The organism is Pseudomonas sp. AL03, from assembly GCF_029960815.1.
GTDB lineage: Bacteria > Pseudomonadota > Gammaproteobacteria > Pseudomonadales > Pseudomonadaceae > Aquipseudomonas.
This window is the reverse complement of the sequence record NZ_JASBRE010000013.1, coordinates 43,856-62,930: the sequence shown is the minus strand read 5'-3', so window position 1 is coordinate 62,930 and position 19,075 is coordinate 43,856. Positions and strand designations below refer to the sequence as shown.

Annotated in this window: 10 protein-coding genes; 1 reads left to right on the top strand and 9 read right to left on the bottom strand. The window is 60.5% G+C overall.

Features of this window, described 5'->3' with window-relative positions:
• Window positions 1-65 precede the first annotated feature (65 nt).
• Window positions 66-2,345: an ATP-dependent DNA helicase gene (locus tag QK293_RS14570; RefSeq protein WP_282378020.1), complete on the bottom strand. Its 2,280-nt coding sequence runs from the start codon at window positions 2,343-2,345 to the stop codon at window positions 66-68.
• A complete protein-coding gene (locus QK293_RS14565; RefSeq protein WP_282378018.1) occupies window positions 2,342-4,009 on the bottom strand; it encodes a VRR-NUC domain-containing protein in 1,668 nt (555 codons plus the stop codon). The genes QK293_RS14570 and QK293_RS14565 overlap by 4 nt, the downstream gene beginning before the upstream one ends.
• 207 nt (window positions 4,010-4,216) lie before the next feature.
• Between QK293_RS14565 and QK293_RS14560 the strand changes: the two genes are divergently transcribed.
• Entirely contained in the window at window positions 4,217-4,441 is a 225-nt protein-coding gene (locus tag QK293_RS14560) for a YgdI/YgdR family lipoprotein (RefSeq protein WP_282378016.1), read from the top strand.
• A 53-nt stretch (window positions 4,442-4,494) separates the two neighbouring features.
• On the opposite strand, the gene QK293_RS14555 is transcribed toward QK293_RS14560, so the two are convergent.
• From QK293_RS14555 to QK293_RS14525, 7 genes are all read right to left on the bottom strand, one after another.
• On the bottom strand, window positions 4,495-6,348 hold the full coding sequence (locus QK293_RS14555) for a polyurethanase (RefSeq protein WP_282378014.1): 1,854 nt from the start codon (window positions 6,346-6,348) through the stop codon (window positions 4,495-4,497).
• A gap of 96 nt (window positions 6,349-6,444) precedes the next feature.
• A complete protein-coding gene (locus QK293_RS14550; protein WP_282378012.1) occupies window positions 6,445-8,133 on the bottom strand; it encodes a polyurethanase in 1,689 nt (562 codons plus the stop codon).
• A 23-nt stretch (window positions 8,134-8,156) separates the two neighbouring features.
• Complete coding sequence (locus QK293_RS14545; protein ID WP_282378010.1) at window positions 8,157-11,204, bottom strand: autotransporter serine protease; 3,048 nt, start codon at window positions 11,202-11,204, stop codon at window positions 8,157-8,159.
• Between the two features lie 222 nt (window positions 11,205-11,426).
• Window positions 11,427-14,390, bottom strand: a complete 2,964-nt coding sequence (locus QK293_RS14540) for an autotransporter serine protease (RefSeq protein ID WP_282378008.1) — start codon at window positions 14,388-14,390, stop codon at window positions 11,427-11,429.
• 195 nt (window positions 14,391-14,585) lie between these two features.
• Window positions 14,586-15,950: a TolC family outer membrane protein gene (locus QK293_RS14535; protein WP_282378006.1), complete on the bottom strand. Its 1,365-nt coding sequence runs from the start codon at window positions 15,948-15,950 to the stop codon at window positions 14,586-14,588.
• Window positions 15,951-15,952: 2 nt separating this feature from the next.
• On the bottom strand, window positions 15,953-17,302 hold the full coding sequence (locus QK293_RS14530) for an HlyD family type I secretion periplasmic adaptor subunit (RefSeq protein ID WP_282378002.1): 1,350 nt from the start codon (window positions 17,300-17,302) through the stop codon (window positions 15,953-15,955).
• Entirely contained in the window at window positions 17,299-19,074 is a 1,776-nt protein-coding gene (locus tag QK293_RS14525) for a type I secretion system permease/ATPase (protein WP_282378000.1), read from the bottom strand. The genes QK293_RS14530 and QK293_RS14525 overlap by 4 nt, the downstream gene beginning before the upstream one ends.
• Between the last annotated feature and the right edge of the window lies 1 nt (window position 19,075).

Genomic DNA, 19,075 nt, shown 5'->3' with positions numbered 1-19,075 from the left:
GCATTCGCTGTTTTTTCAAATAGGCGTGTCTTTCAAGATATGTCGATGTTTTTAAAGTAAAAATCCTACTCGACTGAGTGAAAAAGCCTCGGGGCAATTGACCACCAGCGCGGCAGTAACTGCTTGACCTTGCTATCGTCAAACCGGTCGTCGATCAACATCACCACCCCTTGATCCTGCTGGGTACGAATCACCCTCCCCGCCGCCTGCACCACTTTCTGCACACCGGGAAACAGGTAGGTGTAGTCATAACCGGCGCCGAAAATCGCCGCCATGCGCTGTTTCAACTGCTCGTTGATCGGGTTGAGTTGCGCCAGCCCAAGGGTGGCGATGAACGCACCGATCAGGCGTGCACCGGGCAAGTCGATGCCTTCGCCGAAAGCCCCACCCAGCACCGCAAAACCAACGCCCTGACTGTCGGCGGTGAACTGATCGAGAAAGTCCTGACGCTGCCCTTCCCCCATGCCCCGGGACTGCGACCACAGATTGATGTCGGGATGCCTCTGGGCCAGCAACTGCGCCACTTGCTGCAAATAATCGAAGCTGCTGAAAAACGCCAGGTAGTTGCCGGGACGTTGTCTGAACTGCCGGGCAATCAGCTCGACGATCGGCGCGAGAGATGACTGGCGATGGACGAACCGCGTAGAGATCTGACTGACGATGTGCACTTGCAACTGGTCGGCATGAAACGGCGATTCGACGTCTATCCACACCGTGTTCGCTGGCGTACCCAACAGATCGGCATAGTAGTGGCGAGGGCTCAGGGTCGCGGAAAACAGCACGGTACTGCGTGCAGCCGTCAAGCGCGGGCGGATGAAGCCGGCGGGCACCACGTTGCGCAGGCACAGCTGCGACAGGTTGCGCTTGCGGTCGAGGTCGCGCTTGCTGATGTCGAACAGGAACTGTTCATCGAAGAGTTCGGCCACGCGGCAAAATTGCAGCATGTCGAAATAGAAGGTCTGTAACGCCCCGTCCAGGCCTTGAGGATGATCGTTCAGGTAATCGCCGATGCTCGCACTGCACGACGACAACGCCTGGAGCAGTTTTTCCGGAGCCTTGTCATAGGCCTGATAGGCGCCGAGTTGCAGATTATGCAAGGCATTCCACTCACGGTTGACCCGCTGCAAGGTTTTTTTCAGCGCCTCAGGCGCGGTTTTTCGTACGCCGTTGAGGGTGGATTGGTCGAGGCTGGCGCTGTACATCTGCCGGCCGCGCTCTACCAGGTTGTGGGCTTCGTCCACCAGCACTGCGACTTTCCAGTTATTGGCCTGGGCGAGCCCGAACAGCAGCGCGCTGAAATCGAAATAGTAGTTGTAGTCGGCGACCACCACGTCTGCCCAGCGGGCCATTTCCTGGCTCAGGTAGTAGGGACAGACGTCGTGTTCCAGAGCGACCTGGCGCAATGCGCTCTGGTTCAACAGGCTCAATTCGCTGGCTGCCTGGCGAGCGGCAGGCAAGCGATCATAAAACCCCTGGGCCAGCGGGCAGGATTCGCCGTGACAGGCTTTGTCCGGATGCTCGCAGGCCTTGTCCCGGGCAATCATTTCGAGCACCCGCAAGGGCGGCGCGTCGGCGCTCTCAAGGATCACCTGCGCGGCGTCCAGCGCCAGTTTGCGCCCCGGGGTTTTCGCCGTGAGGAAGAACACCTTGTCCAGTTGCTGCGGCGCCAGGGCCTTGAGCATCGGGAACAACGTGCCGACCGTCTTGCCGATTCCCGTGGGCGCCTGGGCCATCAAGCAACGACCGGTGCTGACGGCCTTGAACACCGATTCTGCCAGATGCCGTTGCCCGGGGCGAAAGTCGGCATGGGGAAACGCCAGGTGCTGCGCGGCCCGATTACGCCCTGCGCGATGAGCCATTTCCTGTTCGGCCCAGTGCAGGAACACTGCGCAATGGTCTTTGAAGAACAGCCCCAGTTCCGCGGCGTTGAACGCCTCGACCAGACAGGTTTCCTTTTCGCTGACGATGTCGAAGTAGACCAGGGCCAGATTGATCTGCGCCAGCTCCAGTTTCTGACACATCAACCAGCCGTAAATCTTCGCCTGCGCCCAGTGCAATTGACGGTGATTGGCGGGTTGCCTGCTCAAGTCTCCGCGATAGGTTTTGACTTCTTCCAGGCAATTTTGCACGGGGTCGTAGCCGTCGGCCCGGCCCTTCACCTTCAACGTTTGATACAAGCCTTCAAGCGCGACTTCACTCTGGTAGCCCTCGTTACGTCGGGACGCCACCGTACGGTGCCCGACAATCCCTTCCAGCGCCGTCGGCGAGGGCGTAAAACGCAGGTCGAGGTCACCGACCTTGGCGGTGAATTCACACAGCGCCCGCACCGCGATGCTGTAGCTCACACGCTCTGCTCCGCCCATTGCACGTAACAGACGGCAATCGGCATCTGGTGTTCATGGCAGAACTCGAGCCAGCGCAATTGATTGTCTTGCAGGCGATCACCGGGCCCTTTGACTTCGATCATCCGGTAGGTTTTGTCCTGCGGCCAGAACTGGATCAGGTCCGGCATCCCCGCGCGATTGGCCTTGATGTCCAACAACAGTCGATTGAACCAGTGCTTGAGGTGTTCGGCCGGCAGGCAATCGAGTGCCTGATCCAGCAACTCTTCGCTCAGCACACCCCAGAACACAAAGGGCGACTGCACGCCCCACTTGCTGGCATAGCGTTCACGAATCGTCTGCAGGTAACGCCCGTCATCGAGTTCAGCCAGGCAGTCCTGGAACAGCCCCGCGCGGCGCGCGTGAAAGTCTTCATTGAGCAGATCCACCGGCCCACGCTGGAACGGGTGGAAAAATGCCCCCGGTAACGGTGCGAAGATCGCCGGCCAGCACAGCAGACCGAACAGCGAGTTGACCAGGCTGTTCTCGACGTAATGCACCGGTGCCGAATCTTCCGCCAAATGCGCCTGAACGTAATACTCCACGGACAACGCCGGGTCGGTTCTGGGCAGTTGCAGGTCCAGGCGCAGCATCTCCCGTGTTGATACGCGCTTGGTCACCGGCCCGCCAAGCTTGCGCCGCAGTCTGGGCAGCACACGCAGCAATTGTTGCTGCTCGGCGGCACTTTCCGGCGAATGCTCCACCGCGACGGCCAGGTCCATGGCCAACTGGTATTCACCGCAGCGCTCCAACACCCGAATCAACCGCAGGCGCGCGCCGGGATAGGCACACTCGCGGTAGATCATCAGGGCAGTCGAGAAATCCGCCATGCGCTCGCAATGCTGACCGATCTGGAACAACAATTTGCCGCGACGTCGTTGCAGCCAGGGATTGCTCAGCGCCAGTCCGTTGATCTGCTCGACAATGCCTTCCACGGGCACGCCGGCCTCGAAATGCTGCTGACACTCATGAAGGAAGAGGCAGGCATCCACGTCGTCACGGCTGCGCAGGCCTCGGGAATCGGCGCAGAACTCGACTTTTTCATAGGTGAAGATGCCCAAGTCAGCCAGCACGAACTCGGACCAATCCTGGTAAAGATTGCCGAAAAACATCAAACGCAGCCGGTCGCACAGGCCCATGATGGTCAGGCTGAACAATCGGTCATCCAGCAACGGGCACCACTGGCCGAAGCGTTGAGCCTGGAGAAACCGCTCGCTCAGTACCGGCAGCCAATCGGTCTTTTTTCCCTTGGGCTGGTCGATGCTGGTGCTAAAACACTGGAGGATTTCTGCCTTGAGCAACACCTCGAACAGCGCATCGATCGACAACGGTAATTGCTCATCGATCCAGCCCAGCGCCAGCAATGGGCCGGCGGCAATGGCGGTGTCGCCGATTTCGAGGTAGTGCAGCTTGCTCGCCCTGAAGTGATTCCCCTTGCGCATTACCATCCTGACCAACAGCGCCCTGGACTCAAGGGGCAACCGATTGAACTCGCGGATGAAGTGTTGCTCTTCGACACTCAACACATCGGCATAGCGATGCTCAAGCCAATCAAGCACTTGCATGAAGTTGTTCAAGTAGTAGAACGGATCGTCGAGAGGATTTGCAGTCACAGGAAAAAAGGCCATGGCGAGCGAGTACTGGTTATGCGTACAGATACCAGCTGTGCCCTGTCCGGCGCAAACGGAAAAGGATAAGCGGCGGCGCTTTTCGGTAATTTTTCGGGTGCCTATGAACTTTCTGCCGATCCATCGCACCAACCGCGTTAGAGGTGCAGTGACGATTGATTTCGTTCGCGACAGTCGCGCTGATTTTTTGAAGTATAAGAGGTGGTTATGAATATCAAGACTCTGGGCTTGCCCCTGGCGGTAGCGGCCTTTCTGGTCCTGGCCGGTTGCTCGACGCCAACGGTAGTGACGCTGCAGAACGGCACCCAGTATTTGACCAAGGACATACCGAAAACCAAGACCAAGGATGGCTTCTTCGAGTTCGAAGATATTTCCGGGGCAAAAGTGAAGGTCAAGGTCGATGAAGTGACCACGATTCGGCAGGAAGACTGAATTGCGCGTATCGTTCATCGCGAGCTCGCTCGCGATGAAGCGTCACATCACCCTCAGGCAATAACAATCCCCGCACCCGACAAACTATCCAATCCCACCCCGACCAATGTCACCGAATCCCCCCCGAACGTCAGCACCGTGTCGTGCCCCACCGCCGTGGCATGCGCCCGATAGTCGTCATTTGGCGTCACCCCTTGAACCCCGAGAAACACCAGTTTGTCGTCAGCCTGGTAGCCAACCACCCGGTCCTGACCAAACGCGCCGCTAAACAAAAAGGTATCGATCCCGCCTCCCGACTCCAGCAGGTCATTTCCCACCCCGCCGACAAACACGTCGTTACCCTTGCCGCCGATCAAATGATCGTTGTCGCCCAGCCCCAACAACCAATCGCCGCCAGCGTGAGCCTTGAGCGTATCGGCGCCAGCGCCACCCTTCACCGTTGAGGCGTACTGAATCAGGTTGTTGCCCGCCTTAAGGCCCTCGGCAGTGACGCTGTGGGTTACGTCATCCTTGAACAGTCCCCATAGGAACCCCTGTTCCTTGGTCACGAGGCTGCCGATGTCGCGGGTGATGCTGATGCCACCCTTGGCGTCGCGGAGGTACAGATTGCCGGCACCGTCATTGGCGAAGTCGATGTTTTTCACCGACTGTTGCACGTCCAGCACGTTGTTGCCCTTGCCGCCCAACAGGATGTTGTAGCCACCACCGTCGCGGAAGGTGTCGTTGCCATCGCGGCCTTCCAGGTAGTCGTTGCCCTTGCCACCCTGGATCAGATCGTTGCCGTCGCTGCCGATAATGAAGGTGCTGCCCTTATGGGTTTCAGCGTTGCGATTCAGATCCTGAACCCACGTGTTGGCGCGCGCCGGGTCCGACAGGTTGGCGACGATGATCGTCGAGTCTTTACTGGTGAGGTTGTAGAACGTCGATTCGATCACCCGGTTCATGCCGTTGCCATAGGCGGTGGGCAAGTGCGAGATCCAGGTCGGGATGTTAAGGATGGAAAACGGCAGCACATTCCACGCTGTCGAGGCGTAGTGGTCGTTGAAGCTGACGATGTTATCGGTCGCCGAGTCTTTGGCGGCGTCGTGTACGCCCACCGACGACAGATTGAACGATGAGCCGTCGAGGGCACGGAACACCGGGTCGTTTTCGTATCCGACGTTGAGCACTTTGTCCGTGCCGCTTTGGGTCGGCGAGGCGTAGGCGATGTAGTTGGAATCCTGGTAGAACCCGGCCCATTTGTCGTTGCTCAAGTCCGCCAGGCTATTGACCGCCAACCCACCGAGGCTATGGCCGCTGACCAGCACGTCCTTGCCCGACAGGCCATTGGCCCGGGCAAATGCCGCAACGTCACTGAGCAGGTCGCCGAAGGCTTCGCCGACGTAGTTCTTGGCGTAATCTTTCGGCCCCAACGCCGCCATCAGATCGTTGATCACGTCTGCGATTGAATCACTGACCAGGGTTTCCCGGGGGCCGCTGGTGCCGCGAAAGGCGATACCGATTTCGCTGAGATGACCCTGCGCGTCGTACTTGCCGAGGATTTCTACCTGAGCGCTGGTGTAGCCGTCCTTTTCGCCGAAAAACGTTCCGCGTGCGTCGACCTTACCGTCATAGCCCAGTTGTGTGGCGGTGATGGGCGTCCAGCCGGCGTTCTGCACCGCGTCCAGCGCGGCTTTTTCCGAATCGGGGTTCCACGGAACGCCGGGGATGACACCCTGGGAGTCGGTGCCGCCGATCAGCGCCGTGACCAGTGTCGCCGGCAATCCAAGGCCGAAGCCGTTGTGCTGGTAGCCGGTGGCAAAGCCGTTATCGAGGTTGTGATAGGAATACAGCGTGATTGCCATGGCGTCGTTGAACAACGCTTTGGAATCTGCTGTACCGAAGTTTTTGTAGTCGTACACACCCATGGTATTGCCTCTCTTTTTGTTGGAATTGTCAGAGATAGCTCACAACCAGGACGCCTCAATCACAAGGCGCCCCGGAGCATCTAGTGCATGCAGCCTTTAGGCAAACGTAATGCCTGAAGCCGACAGGGTATCCAGTCCCACCCCCACCAGGGTCACGGCAAAGTCGCCAACCTTCAGCACCGTGTCATGGCCCGACTGCGAAGCGTGTTGCTGGTAGTCATACCCCTGCCCCGCGCCCTGAACGCCCATGAACAGCAGTTTGTCGCCGCCCTGGTAGCCATTGATCGCGTCGAAACCAAAGGCGCCGCTGAACAGGAACGTGTTGTTGCCACCCGAGGCCTGCATCACGTCATTGCCCGCGCCACCGACAAACGTCACCTGGCTTTTGTCGCTGCGCAGCAGGTCATCGCCGGCATTGCCGAACAACCAGTCGCCGTCGACGCTGGCGGCCAGGGTGTTGCCGTAGGCGTCACCGTTGAGCGAGTGGTTGTACTGAGTCAGTTCACTGCCGTTGAGCAAACCGTTGGCGATGACGCTGTAAGTCACCTCCTTGCTCCCCCACCATGAACCCGACTCTTTACTGACCAGCGCGCCGATGTCGCGGGTCATGCTGATGCCGCCATAGGCATCACGCACGTACAGCGTGCCGTCGCCGTCATTGGCAAAGCTGAAGTTCTGCAACGGCTTCTGCAATTCGAAGGTGTTGCTGCCCTTGCCGCCCAGCAGGATGTTGAAGCCGCCGTCATCGCGGAACCGGTCGTTGCCGTCGCGGCCTTCGATGAAGTCATTACCGGTACTGCCCTTGAGCAGATCGTTGCTGTCGGTGCCGATGATGAAGGTGCTGCCGGTGTGAGGTTCGCCGCTGCGACCAAGGTCTTCGACCCAGGTTTTGCCCCGGGACGATTCCGCCAGGTTGGAAACGATCAGCGTCGAGTCCTTGTCGGTGAGGTCGTAGAAACGCGAGTCGATCACCCGGTTCAACCCCTCGGCATAACCCAGCGAGCCGTGAGCCGACCAGTTCAACGGGTTGAGGATGCTGAACGGCACCAGGTTCTGCGAGGTGGACGCGTACTGGTCATTGAAGTTGACGATGTTGTTGGTCGCCGAGTCCTGATGACCATCGTGTTTGCCCAGGGAACCGCTGCTGAACGTGGTGCCGTCGAGTGCCCGAAACACCGGGTCGTTCTCGTAGCCGATGTTCAACACATTGCTGCCGGTGGCGCTCTGGGTCGGTGAGGCGAAGGCGATGTAGTTGGCGTCCTTGAAGAAGCCGCCCCAGTGGCTGCCGCTCAATTGCGCGAGGCTGTTGACCCCCAGCCCGCCCAGGCTATGACCACTGACCATTACGTCTCTGGCGCTCAGGTGATGGGCGATCGCAAACGCAGCGACGTCCTTGAGCAAACTGTCGAAGGCGTTTTTCGCGTAATTCGTCGCGTAATCCACCGGGCCGACAGCAGCCAGCAGGTTGTTTTTCATGTCGCCGAAGGTGTCGCTGTAACCCAGGCCGCCGGTCCCACGCAAGGCAATACCGATACCGATCAGCTTGCCCGCGGCGTCGTACTTGCCGAGTACTTCGGCTTCGGCGCTGGTGAAGCCATCCTTCTCGCCATAAAAGGTGCCCAGAGCGCCGACCTTGCCCTGATAACCCAACTGCGTAGCGCCAATCGGCGCCCATCCGGTCGCCGGCAGCGGCTGCCCCGTTGGCGTGTACGCATACAGCGTCAGCGCGATGGCATCGGAGTACAGCGCCTTGCCGTCGGCATTTTTGTAGTCAAAAAGTCCCATATGCTTGCTTCCTTTGCGTTAAATCAAAACTGCCAGTCGAGCGTCAGACCCACACCATGGTCTTTCTCGTGGGAGCCCAGCAGTCCGTTGTAATCCAGGCTCACCCGCACATCCTGCGCTACCGCCAGACCGGCCCGCGCACCCACAACGGCGGCGTTGCGATCCATGGAAACGCTCTGCACGCTGAACCCGGTGTTGCCGTTGGCGAAGGCCAGGTGATCTTCGGAACGGGTGTTGCTCAGGTTGTGCTGCCAGCCCAGGGTGCCGGACAGTTCCAGCTGCTGTTTGTCCGACAGGGCAATCGCTTTGCTCGCCCGAATCCCGAGGGTCGAGAGCACGGCGTCGCGGTTGTCTTCGCCACCCTTGAGCGCTGCGGCATCACCTTTCTCGGTGAAGCTGTCACTGTTGAGGTGCACGTAAGCCAGATTGGCGAACGGCTCCAGTGCCAGCGGTTGCAGGTCCAGGCGATACGCCGCTTCGGTAAACAGTTGTGCGGTTGTCGCGTCGCGTTTGGATTTCTGTTTGCCGCTGACGTCGCCGAATTGCAGATCACGCTTCACGTCGATGCGATGCCAGCTGTAGGCGCCGCCGACGCTCAGACGAAGCGCATCGATTTCATGGCCCAGATAGGCGCCCAAGTGGTAGCTGTCGACGGAGGCTGACGAATGCGTGCCATCGCCCATGCTCAACGAACTGTCGCTGTAACCGGTCACGAAACCCAGCCGCGTATCTTCAGTGATCAGACCGTCGACACCGGCCAGCAAGCCGCCAATGGAGCTGTTGGAACTGGCGTTGTCATGCCCGCCATCGCTCTTGCCCCAGGCGCCGAGGACTTTGACCCAGGCGTTGCTACGGTCATCCGTCGGTGCCGCAGCATTGAACAGATCACGCTCGCGCAGGCGTTCGCCGACGGCATCGCGCAGGTGGCGGCTGTCGTTGATCAGCAGTGTGCCGATCGCCGGGTGAATCTCACCGGAGAGCTGCTGGAAGGCTTGCTGAGCGACCGCCGCGGTCGGCGACAACAGCAAGGTTTCATAGAGTGAATTGCCGGCGCCCAATTGCTCGGCGGCCGCGGCGACGGCGCGTTGATTCGGAGTTTGGCCGACGCTGGTGAAGGACGCTGCGTTGCGCTCTACCGCCAGTTGGATGCCATTGGCCGAGTAGTCGAGTGTGCCTCCGATGAACAGGTAATCCGGTAGCACCGCGCCGAAACGCCCTTCGATCCCGCCGGCCGCTTGCAGAATGTTGTATTGATTGCCGAGCAGGGATTTCACTTCGCCGGTGGTCAGCAAGGTCGGGCTGTTTTCCAGGGACAGGCTGACGGTAGCGCCGTCGATCACGGCTTTACCGCCCGCCACGATCTGGTCGCTGCGGGTGGGCGACAATTCCACGGCATAGGTCGACCCGCGCTCGAAGGTTACGTCGCCCGCCACCTGCAAGGTGCCGATGGAATTGCCCGGCGCCACGGTGCCGCCGCTTTTGGCGGTCAGCGCACTGATGCGACCGTTACCCCCGAGGATGCCGCTGTCATTGACCGTGACGGCTGATGCGAGCGAACCGTTGATGGCCAGGCGGCCCTGATTGACCCGCGTCGGGCCGGTGTAGGTGTTGGCGCCAGTCATGACCAACGTGCCGATGCCTTGCTTGGTCAAACCGCCGTGCCCGGAAATGTCGTTGCGCCACGTGTCGAGGCCGCAGTGCACGTCATTGCAGACGCGTTCGGTCGGTTTACCCGCGTCGATGATCGCGCCGATGCCTGGCAAATCCGCGACAAACTGACTCGAACCGTAGGCCCCCTGAATGCGAAATTCTTCGGGAATGTCCTGCTCGGTGACGAACATCGCCGGGCCATCGATGCCTTTGCGCAGGTTGATCATGCCCCAGCCATACAGCGAATCGACACCCGACGCACCGAGGTCGGTGGCTGTGGTGCGCAACACGCTGGCGACCTGGGCGCCGGTCATGTACGGGAAGCGCTCCATCAGCACTGCCATGGAACCGGCGACATGCGGCGCCGCCATCGAGGTGCCGTTGTAGTTGGCGTAGCCGGTGGTCAGGTTGCCGGCGTTGGTACCGCTGATGATCGAGCTGTAGATCTTGCTGCCCGGTGCAGACACGCAAAAGCTTGCGGTATAGCCGCAGCGTGAAGAGAAGGTGCTGATGTTGTAGAGGTCCGGGCTGTTGAGGTCCGGGTTCTTTTGCAAGGCCGCCACGGTGACCCAGTTCGGCGCGATGTCCGGGACGAAATAACCCAGGCCCGCGATGGCGTCCGGGTTGTTGAGGTTGTAGTCGTTGCCGGCCGCGAAGATCGTCACGATACCGCTGCGAGCCGCCGCGATGGCGCCGTCGTAGGCTCCGCCCGGTTTGGTCCCGAGCAACGGACGGATCTCGTTGAACTGCAATTGCGCGTCTTGCACGGTGAAATGCGGGTATGCGGGGTTGCGTCCGCCGAGGTCGAAGCGATCGGTGATGCCGATGCCCCAACTGTTGTTGATGATCCGCGCGCCGCTGGCGATCAAGGCATCCCAACCGGCCTTGTAAACCGCTCCGTCGTTGCCGCGAATAATGCCGTCCTCTGGGCCCGGATCTCCGTTGTCCGCACTGATGATCTGCGAGCCAAACGCCACGCCATGCATCGGGCCGCCATCTCGAGTGCCGGCAGCGATCCCTCCAACGTGGGTACCGTGGGCACCGAGCTTGCCGTCGGAACCGATCGAGGGCGAACCGTCGTAGCGAAAAGCGTCTCCCGCTTTGACCGGGATGTACGGGTCGGTGTATTCGCGGATGCCGCTGGTGACCAGAGTGATCACTTTGTTGGGACCGGAAAACTCCGGATGCGCGGCGTAGACCGGTTGGTCGAAGATCCCCAGTTTCACGCCTTTACCGGTGTAACCGGCGGCGTAGGCCTCTTGTGCGTTGACCGCTCCCAGTCCCCAATCGGCATTGAATTCAGCGCTGCGCCAACTGTTGGGATCACCCGCTCTGCCGTTTTCCACGTAGGGCGCCGCTTGCGCGGTACCGAGGGTGGCCAATGCGCAGAGAAAGGCAAGGTTGTTGTACTTGTTATTCATCCAGCTACCGTCCTTAGTTGTGTTGCCAAAATTCCTGGGCCTTGAAAGCACCTGTTTTTATATTTGTGAAGCACGATCCCTGTAGCAGCTGGCGAAGCCTGCGTTCGGCTGCGCAGCAGTCGTAAACCCTGAATGCACGGTGTAACTGACGGACCGCAGAGTCTGATCTTGCGACTGCTGCGCAGCCGAACGCAGGCTGCGCCAGCTGCTAAAGGGTTCGCGTTAAAACTGCCAATTGAGGCTGAGCCCGACGCCATGGCTCTTCTCGCGGCTGGCCAGTTGCCCGGTGTAATCGAGGTTCAAGCGAATGTCCCGGCTCAGGGCCAGGCTGGCATGGGCGCCCACCAGCGCCGCATCACGCACCATGGGCGAACTTTCTACGGAAAACGCTGTGCTGCCGCTGGCAAACGCCAGATGTTCCTCGGAGTCGGTGTTGCTCAGGTTGTGCTGCCAGCCGAGGCTGCCGCTCAGGTCCAGTCGTTGCTGGCCGGACAGGTTCACGGTTTTCAACGCGCGCACGCCCAACGTGCTGAGCACTGCGTCACGCGGGTCGCCACTGCTTTTCAGTGCGGCGGCGTCACCTTTCTCGGTGAAACCTTCGGTGTTGAGGTGCACGTAAGCCAGGTTCGCGAAAGGCTCGAGCGCCAGAGGTTGCAGGTTCAGGCGATACGCCGCTTCACCGAACACTTGGGTGGTCCCGGCATCGACCTTGGCTTTCTGTTTGGCGCTGACGTCGCCGTATTGCAGGTCGCGTTTGACGTCGGCGCGATGCCAGCTGTAGGCACCGCCGGCACTCAGGCGCCAGGCACCTGACTCGCGGCCGGCATAAGCGCCCAGGTGATAGCTGTCGACCTTGGCCGATGAATGCGTGCCGGAGCCCATGCTCACCGAACTGTCGCTATAACCGGTGACCAGACCGATCCGGGTTTGCTCATCGAGCGACCCGTCGACACCGGCGAGCAAGCCGCCAATCGACGTGGTGTAACCGGCGGTGTCATGGCGGTCATCGGTCTTGCCCCAAGCGCCCAGTGCCTTGATCCAGCCATTGCTTTGAGCACCTCGGGCGTCAACCAGTCGCTCACCGACGGCATCACGCAGGTAACGACTGTCGTTGATCAGTACCGACCCTAGCGCCGGATAGATTTCCCCCGACAACTGCTGAAACGCCTGTTGGGCGGACGTTGCGGTGGGCGACAGCAGCAGGCTTTCGTAAACCGGATTACCCGCCCCAAGCCCTTCCACGGCGGAGGCAACGGAGCGCTGGTTCGGCGTTTGGCCGACGCTGGCGAAGGTCGTGTCGTTGCGTTCGACACTCAGTTGAATGCCGGTGGCGGCGTAATCAAGGCTGCCACCGATGAACAGATAGTTGGGCAGCACGGCGCCGAACTGACCTTGAATGCCGCCGGCCGCTTGCAGGATGTTGTACTGATGACCGAGCAGACTTTGCACGTGTTGAGCGCTGAGCAAGGTCGGGCTGTTTTCCAGTGACAGGCTGACGGTCGCGCCGCCGACCGTGGCCGGGCCGCCCGCGATGATCCGGTCACTCTCGGTCGGCGATAGCTCCACTGCGTAGGTCGAACCCGGCGCAAAGGTGACATCGCCGCTGACCTGCAAGGTGCCAATGGAATTGCCGGGCGCAACCGTAGCGCCGCGGTTGGCGGTCAGTGCGCCGACGCGTCCCGAACCACCCAGCGTGGCGCTGTCATTGACGGTCACCTTCGATGCCAACGAACCGTTGACCGACAGCAGACCGCCATTCACCGTGGTCGGCCCGCGCCAGGTATTGTCGCCGGTCAGCATCAGGCGTCCGGCACCGGACTTGATCAGGCTGCCTTCGTAGACCCGAGTGGTGGCGGCGAGATTGCGTGCCATGCCCACCGCATAGTCGGTCTGATCCTGCTGGCTGGCACCGACCGGCACACCATTCTCCCAACCCTTGGTCTTCAGTGTCTGTTGCCAGGCACTGTGCTCCGCCGCGTCTTCGCTCTGACGCTGGATCAGCGCTTTGTCCGAGAGGTCATTGCTCCAGACATCGCTCTGCCCTGCCCCCAGATTGGCGTCGAAACGCCCGAGTAATTGCCCCGGCCCGCGCATCGCCCGATCAAGGTTGGCCACACCCCAACCGACGCGGGTATTCGGCGCCTCGGTGATCGAACCGTCGAGTTGGGTAGCGGTGGTCAGCAGGGTTTCCAGCGCTTGCTGGTTGCTCATGTACGGATAGCGTTCCATCACCAGCGCCAAGGCACCGGTGGCATGTGGCGCGGACATGGAGGTGCCGGACTTGATCGCATAGCCTGCGCCGGGAACGGTGCTGTCGATTTTCGCGCCGGGGGTGGTGATGCACCAATACTTGGCGATCCCGCACTGGTTGTACTTCTGCTGATTGCTTTGATCCAGCCCTGACACCGCCAGCCAGTGGCCTTCCAGGTCCGGCTCAAAATAGGGCAAGGCTGAACGCACGCTGGCGTTGGGGTAACCGCTGTTACCGGCGCTGAACACGTTGATCACGCCGCGTCGGGAAACGTCGGCTGCCTCGTCGAGCCAGGTACCTTTGTTCCAGTGCTGGGCATAGGCCGCATGCAGATCGTCGAGGGTCCGATAGCTGACATCCGGTGGTTGGCTGCCCCAGCTGTTGTTGATCGCTCGCACACCGGCATCCGCCAACGCGTTATAGACCGCTTTGAAGTAGCGTGGATCAGGATTGGGGCCGAACAGGAAGCTGTCGTTCTTGTTGGTGTTACCGACGTAGACCTGCGCGTTGTAGGCCACGCCGTGCATACCAATGCCGTCGCGCGAGGCACCGATGGTGCCGGCGACATGCGTGCCGTGGGAATCGTTGTTGGGGTTGAGCGTGCCGTCGACGTTGAACGACGAACCATCGACGTAACTGCCGCTGGCCAGCACCGCGTGGTAACGGTCGGTAGCGAATTCTGGATGGGAAGCATCGAAGCCTGAATCAAGCTCGCCGATTTTCACGCCTTTGCCCGTGATGCCGGCGGCATAGGCTTGATCGGCCTGCATGCGGGCAAGGCCCCAGTCGCGCTGAAATTCTGCGGTGCGCCAACTGGCGGCATCGCCGAGGGTGCCGGTTTCCTGATAAAGCGCTTGGGCCGAACCTGGCGCTAATGAAATCCAGAGCAGTAACGTGCCGACCGAACTCGGCTTGATCTGTACGTCCGTGTTCATGACTTCTCGCTTTTTTGGCGTTTTTAGAATGCTGGTTCCCCCATTAGGGGCAGCAACACATCTCCCTGTAGCAGCTGGCGAAGCCTGCGTTCGGCTGCGGAGCAGTCGCCATTCGGTCTGTCTGACAAACCACGTTGTCAGGTTTTACGACTGCTTCGCAGCCGAACGCAGGCTTCGCCAGCTGCTACAAGTTCATCATTGGATCCTTGGGCCTTGGCCGAACGCCTCGTCAACCTTGGCGAGGTCCTGCTCGCTCAAGGTTCCGGCGTAGTAATGCAACTTGGTCCAGGCCATCAAGTAGTCATAACGTGTCTGGGCCAGATCCCGGCGGGTGGTAAAAAGTTGTTGTTCGGCGTTCAGCGCATCGAGATTGACGCGTTCACCGCCAAGGATGCTTTGCCGGGTCGACACCACCAGCGCTTCGGCGGAGGCCAGGGCTTTCTGGTAGGCCCTCAGTTTGCTCACGCCCGACAGGCAAGCGCTGAACTGCCGACGCAGCTCAATCAGCGTTTCCCGGGTCTTGCCGTCCAGTTCGTATTCGGCCTGCTCCATCGCGCGGCTGGCCTGGCGCGTCGAGGCCGAGACCCCGCCACCGGCATACAGCGGCACGTTGACTTCGATGCCGATGGTGTTGGTGTCGTAACGCTGGTTGTAGGTGTTGCCGCTTTCCGACTCGTTCTGCCTCACGGAGGCGTAAGCGCTGACTTTCGGCAGGTGCCCGGCGCGATTGCGTTCAACCTCGTAGCGCGCCACCTCCAGCGCCTGGCGCTGGGAGGCCAGGTTCGGGTTGTTGGCCACCGCGATCTCGTGCCAAGTGTCGTAGTTGGCCGGTTGCAGGGTGAACGTCTGGAAATGCGGGTCCAGTGGCGTCAAATCGGCGATGTCGATGGCCGGCACGCCGATCAGCGCCCCCAGTTCCCGCAAGGACGCATCCTGTTCGTTGCGGGCCTCGATTTCCTCGGCGGTGGCCAGCTCATAGCGCGACTCGGCCTCAAGAATGTCGGTGCGCGTGCCCTCGCCCTGACGAAACATCTGCTCGTTCTGCTGGAACTGCTGCTCAAAAGCTTTTTTCTTGGCCAAGGCAATGTCGATCTGATCCTGAGCGAACAATGCTTTGGTGTAGTTCTCCAGCACCCGAACCAGCAGCTCTTGGCTTTTGCCGCGAAAGTTCTCATCGGCGAACAGCGACTGCGCCACGCCTTTGCGATACGACGCGTAAGCCTCGTAGTCGAGCAGCGGTTGTTGCAGGGTCAGGGTCGAGCCGTAACTGCTGTAGTTGCGGTCATCGGTGCGGTTTTGCCCGCGCTCGTTGAGGGAGGTGACCTTGGAGGAGTTGCGCCCCTTGTTGTAGTTGTAACCGATCCGGGGTAACAGCCCGGCGCGGCCAATGACGCGGTTTTCAAGGCCAGCATCGCGTTCTTTGATGGCGCCGAGGAACACCGGATCGTTGCGCAACGCTTGTTCGTAGACGTCGAACGGCCCCATGGCCAGCACACTGTTGCACGTCAGCAACGCCAGGGTCGAGGCGAGCATGGAAAGCTTATTCATACAGCCGAACATCCTTATTCCTCGGTCAACGCGGAGCCTGCCCGGTCGAGCAGCGGTTTGAACAAATAGTTGAGGAGTGAACGTTCACCGGTGCGCACGAACATTTCCGCTGGCATGCCGGGCTTGATCACAAGGCCGTTGAGTTTTTCCATGGCCTGATCGCTGACGCTGCTGCGCAGCACGTAATACGGCGCACCGGTTTTTTCGTCGATCATCTGGTCGGCGGAGATCAGGCTGACTTCGCCGGGCACGCGCGGCGTGCGGCTCTGGTTGAACGCCGTGAACAGAATGTCCACCGGCAAGTGCGTGCCGACCTTGTCGACCAGGTTGACTGGCAGGTGCCCTTCCACCTCCAGACTCGTCCCCTGAGGCACGATCTCCAGCAGGGTTTCGCCCTGACGCACCACCGCGCCCACGGTGTGAACCCCGAGGTTGACCGCGATGCCATCGGCCGTGGCGATGATCTCGCTGTGTTGCAGGTCGAACCCGGCGGAGGTCAGTTGCTCTTCCAGCGTCACGCTTTTCAATTGCGCATCGGCCAGTTGGGTGCGGACTTCTTTCTGGTATTCCTCGATGTGCTGCTGCAGTTTCAGCCGCGATTCGAGAATGCCCTGCTCTACCTGGCCGCTTTCGCCGGTGTTTTCCGCCAATTGTTGCTGAACTTGCGACAGCTGACGCTGGTACTCCATCAACCGATTGCGCGGGATGTAGCCGTTATCTGCCAAGGGCTGAAGGTTACTCAGTTGTTGTTGCAGAGAGCTGGCCTGGGCAGTCAGGTCAGTGCGGGCGCGGCGCATGCCCGCCAGTTGCGCGCTGGCGCCTTCGATGCTGGCGCGCAAGGCGGCCTGTTCGCGGGAAAACGCTTCACGGCGACTGCTGAACAACTGCCGCTGGCCTTCGAGGACCAGTGCCAGGCGTGGGTCGGGATCGTTGCTCAGTTCAGTGGGGAAACTCACCTGCTTGAGGTTGTCCCGTTCACTCTGCCACCGTGCCAGACTGGCCCAGGCCATGCGGTATTGCGCTTGCAGTGATTGCACGTCAGCGGCGACTTGCGTCTGGTCGAGCTGGAACAAAGGCTGGCCCTGCTTTACCACTTGGCCCTCGCGCACCAGAATCTGGCTGACCACGCCACTGCTCATCGATTGCACGGCTTTGCGTTTGCCCGACACCACGACCGTGCCTTGCACGGGAATGCCTTGGTCAAGAGGCGCGAGACTGGCCCACGTGAAGAAACTTCCGGCGCCGACGATCGCCAGTATCCAGCCCATGCGCGCGAAAAATCCCGCGTCGCGTTCAGGGCGTTCAGCGATGTAGTCGTGCTCCATGGTCGCTTCGTTTTGACTGTCCATCTGTGCGCTGCTCATACACCCGAATTCCCTGTGGAGGCCTGATACTGCCGACTCATGCTAAGCCCGCCCGGTGCCGGCGCCGCTTTTTCACGTTGTTGTTCCTGGGCACCAGAGAGTGCCTTGAGCACCTCTTGGCTCGGGCCGAAGGCCTGCAAACGCCCTTCGCTGAGCACCAGCAATTTGTCGGCTTGGGCCAGCGCCGAAGAGCGATGGGTGACCAGAATCACGCTGGTGCCCCGGGCTTTCAGGTGTGCAATGGCGCCAGCCAGTGCCGATTCGCCTACGGTGTCGAGGTTGGAGTTGGGTTCATCCAGCACCACCAGACTCGGATTGCCATACAGGGCGCGCGCCAGGGCCACACGCTGTTTTTGACCACCGGACAGTCCACTGCCGTCCTCGCCGAGCACAGTGTCATAGCCCTGAGGCATGCGCAGGATCAGTTCGTGAACGCCGGCCTGCTGCGCTGCTTCAACGACTTTTTGCGGATCCGCCGCGCGAAACCGGGCGATGTTTTCGGCGATGCTGCCACTGAACAGTTCGATGTCTTGCGGCAGATAACCGATGTAGGGGCCGAGGTCGTCGCGGTTCCAGCGATGAATGTCCGCGCCGTCGAGCCGCACCGTCCCGCCAAGCGTTGGCCAGACGCCAACCAGCACCCGGGCCAGCGTCGACTTACCGGAACCGGAAGCGCCGAGCACCCCCATCACTTCTCCCGCGCTGAGGCTGAAATTGACTAGGTGCAGGGTCGCCGCGCGTTGCCCCGGCGGGCCGGCACTGACTTGCTCGAAGCTGATCTGGCCTTTGGGCGCGGGTAGCGCCATGGCTTCGTCACTGGGCGGATAGGCTTGCAGCAAGGCGTCGAGACGACGGTAGGCAAGTTTGGCGCCGCTCCACTGTTTCCACACGGCGATCAACTGATCGATAGGGCTCAGGACGCGTCCCATCAGGATGGAACCGGCGATCATCATCCCGGCTGTCATATCACCCTTGATCACCAGCAAGGCGCCAAGACCCAGCACCAGCGATTGCAGGCACAGCCGCAGGGTTTTGCTCAGGGAGCTGATGACGGCACCGGTGTCACTGGCCTGATTCTGCAGGCCGAGGAAACGTGAATGAACCTGGAACCAACGTTTACGCAACGCCCCGAGCATGCCCATGGCTTGAATGGTTTCGGCATTGTGCAGGTGACTGGTGGCCAGTTGGCTGGATTTCTGGGAAAACCCTGCCGCTTCGCCCAAGGGCTTTTTGGTCAGGGTCTCGTTGAGGCAAGCAAGGCCAATCAACAGCACCGCGCCCACCGTCGCGAACACGCCGAGCCAGACATCGAACAGGTAGATCACGAACAGATAGACCGGAAACCACGGCGCATCGAAGAAGGCAAACAATGCCGGGCCGGTAACGAACTGACGAATATGGGTCAGGTCCCCCAACGACTGTCCGGCGTTGCCTTCGCCCTTGAACAGGTTGCGCTCGAAGGCGGCCTGATAGACCCGCAAATTGAAGCGGCGCTCCAATTGGCTGCCGATGCGAATGACGATGAAGCTGCGCACAATCTCCAGCAAGCCAATGAAGGCAAAGAACCCGACGACCATTAATGACAACATGGCCAGCGTTGTTTCGTTTTGCGACGACAATACGCGGTCATAGACCTGGAGCATGTAAATCGACGGAACCAGCATCAGCACGTTAATCAATGCGGTAAAACAACCGACGCTGATCAGGATGCTCTTATAGTCGCCCAGGGCCTTGATTAAAGGTGCGGTGGCCGGGCTCTTTGCCATCTTCATG

What these genes read in the sequence shown, in the direction of transcription:
- QK293_RS14565 (WP_282378018.1), bottom strand. Translation starts at nt 4,009, where the DNA reads ATGGCCTTTTTTCCTGTGACTGCAAATCCTCTCGACGATCCGTTCTAC.
- QK293_RS14560 (WP_282378016.1), top strand. Translation starts at nt 4,217, where the DNA reads ATGAATATCAAGACTCTGGGCTTGCCCCTGGCGGTAGCGGCCTTTCTG.
- QK293_RS14555 (WP_282378014.1), bottom strand. Translation starts at nt 6,348, where the DNA reads ATGGGTGTGTACGACTACAAAAACTTCGGTACAGCAGATTCCAAAGCG.
- QK293_RS14550 (WP_282378012.1), bottom strand. Translation starts at nt 8,133, where the DNA reads ATGGGACTTTTTGACTACAAAAATGCCGACGGCAAGGCGCTGTACTCC.
- QK293_RS14545 (WP_282378010.1), bottom strand. Translation starts at nt 11,204, where the DNA reads ATGAATAACAAGTACAACAACCTTGCCTTTCTCTGCGCATTGGCCACC.
- QK293_RS14540 (WP_282378008.1), bottom strand. Translation starts at nt 14,390, where the DNA reads ATGAACACGGACGTACAGATCAAGCCGAGTTCGGTCGGCACGTTACTG.
- QK293_RS14535 (WP_282378006.1), bottom strand. Translation starts at nt 15,950, where the DNA reads ATGTTCGGCTGTATGAATAAGCTTTCCATGCTCGCCTCGACCCTGGCG.
- QK293_RS14530 (WP_282378002.1), bottom strand. Translation starts at nt 17,302, where the DNA reads ATGAGCAGCGCACAGATGGACAGTCAAAACGAAGCGACCATGGAGCAC.
- QK293_RS14525 (WP_282378000.1), bottom strand. Translation starts at nt 19,074, where the DNA reads ATGAAGATGGCAAAGAGCCCGGCCACCGCACCTTTAATCAAGGCCCTG.